At 68.2% G+C, this 2,168-nt stretch carries 2 protein-coding genes; both read right to left on the bottom strand.

Features of this window, described 5'->3' with window-relative positions:
• Nucleotides 1-1,057: 1,057 nt before the first annotated feature.
• Nucleotides 1,058-1,333 carry an isoamylase early set domain-containing protein gene (locus ACWGIU_RS36345; RefSeq protein ID WP_453712347.1) on the bottom strand — a complete coding sequence of 92 codons (276 nt, stop codon included), beginning with the start codon at nt 1,331-1,333 and terminating at the stop codon, nt 1,058-1,060.
• A 260-nt stretch (nt 1,334-1,593) separates the two neighbouring features.
• The gene (locus tag ACWGIU_RS36340) at nt 1,594-1,914 is read right to left on the bottom strand and encodes an STAS domain-containing protein (protein WP_453712346.1); all 321 of its coding nucleotides are present in this window, start codon (nt 1,912-1,914) and stop codon (nt 1,594-1,596) included.
• Nucleotides 1,915-2,168: the final 254 nt, after the last annotated feature.

The raw sequence follows: 2,168 nt of genomic DNA, 5'->3' as shown, positions 1-2,168 counted from the left end.
GGCCGCGGCGGGTCAGGCGGTCGCCGTCAAGGGCTGGCGGCGCGGCGGACACGCCGGACCGGGGCCGCTGGCGTGTGGCACAAATCCTGGGATCGACGGCATCCATGCCGCTCGTACAGCCCGCAACGCATCGGCAGAGTGCTGGACAGGGCAGACGCTCTGTTCACCGCCAGGACCAAGTGCGTATCGCGGTCGGCCGATTCGGGCTGGACTGTGTGCGCAACACGGCGCCGTCCGGCTTGGTACCGCCACAGCGGCACGGTGATGATCAGACCGGATCGGGCCCGGCGTGGTGGACAGAGTGACTCCTTATCCCTTCTCTTTAGGGACGCGCGGTGCCGGGTAGAAGATTTGCCCCTTCTCACTCCCCACACCGAGCTGGGCCAACTTACGCGTGCAGGGCCGCGGGCCGTCGGCTGGTGAGCATCCCCTCAAGGGGCTTTCGGCCAGAAATCGATCGTATAGCGCTCCAGCCGGTAGGCCGTGCCCTCGGACCGCGTCACGGCCTCCACCTCGGCTCTTCCCACGCAAGCCACCCGCACCCGCCACACCCCGGGACGGCCCAGCCTGACGAGGTCCTCCGACCGGCCTGATCCCCACACAGCCACACCACCGGTGACAGACTCGTAGTCGATTTGGCCCGCTCATCCCACTCACCGGCGTCGGTATCAGGCTGACTGTCCCAGACCCTGGCCGTGACGGCAGCCGTGTGGGTATGGCCCGCACTGAACAGATCGAACCGGCGCACGTGCGCCTGCAGGAATACGCCCCACTGAAAGTCGTCCGGGAACGGCACCGGCACCACGCTCTCGTCCGACTCCTGAAACGCAAAGCCACGGAACTCCACCCGCGCGTTCAACTCCTGCCGCCCCAACAACGTGGCCACGACGCCCCCTTCGCCCTCATGACGACAACGCTGCGTCCCTCCACACGACCGTAGAACACACCACGTCCCCACCCATCGGAACCAGCCGGTCCTTCGTACCCATGCCACGTTCGAGGGCCGGCTCGGCCGGCACGGCGTCTTCCACCGCGCGACCGGCGCAGGCCGGGTGGCTCAGGTGTTGATGCGGCTGTTGGTGCCGTCGTGGTGGTCGGCGGTTTCGTCGTCGAACCAGTAGTCGCCAGCGGCGAGGTAGCGGAACGAGTGGCTGCTGTTCGCGGCCAGTGACATGTTCGCGGCGCGGATCCCGTCGCCTCGGGGTTCGAGGGGGTGGGCCGCAGGGTTCCAGTGGTTGAAATCCCCGACCACACTGACCGGACCCACGGGACTGTTCTCGGGCAGGACGAAGGTGACCTGGGTCTTGTCCTTGAGCCGCTTGCGTTCCAGCACAGGTGATCCCCATCCGTAGAAGGCGGGGGATTCGTGCATCCTCGCCCTGCCCCGCGTCGGCGGCGGGCCCGCCGGGCGGCGTGCCGTGTGCAGGTCACCCGACCTGAAGCCGAGGACACTGGAAGGGAACGGACGGGCGGGATAGCCCGGTGTTCGTAGCGGTGCCCGGCCGGGGTGGCCTCAACCGGCCGGGCCCCGCGTGCGTGGACCCAATCGCCCTGCCACCTTGCATCCGGGTGGGGGACCGCGGCTGGACTCGGTCAGCTGTCGGTGACCGGGAAGAGAGCGTCGGCGCCGGTCATCTCGAGCAGGCGCCGGAACTGGGACGGCGGGGTACGCAGGATGATGCGCCGGCCGTGTTCTGCCGCTGTCTGCTGCGCGTGGATGAGGGCGTTGAGGCCGGAGGAGTCGCAGAACGACAGACCGGACAGGTCGACGACGATCTCGTCCGGGCCGCCCGGCCGGGTGATCACCGTGTGCAGGGCGTCGCGCAGCATCGGCGCCCGGTCGATGTCCAGCTCGCCCCCCACGTGCACGACACGGCGCTGATCCTCACCGTTCACCCACACGCCCTGGCTCACCTCTCTCAAGATCTTCTGTGCCGCCCATGATGAGGCAGGCTGGGCATGAAGGGGAACAAATCAGGACGGAGGTCGGCTGTGGTGCTGCGTCCTCCCGTGGAGCCCATCATGCCTGGGAGCGGGGAAGGCGCCGATCGCGAAATGACGCTGCTGCACTACCGGGTACTTCCCAGTCCTTCCGCGAAATCGGAAGGAAGGGCGCGCGCCAAGAGGCGCAATGCGCCGCGGGGCAGGGAAGTTGACCGAGGCATGAC

The sequence above is a fragment of the Streptomyces sp. NPDC054840 genome (genome assembly GCF_053611065.1).
The sequence above is the reverse complement of the archived record's forward strand: the minus strand, read 5'-3'. Positions and strand labels throughout refer to the sequence as shown.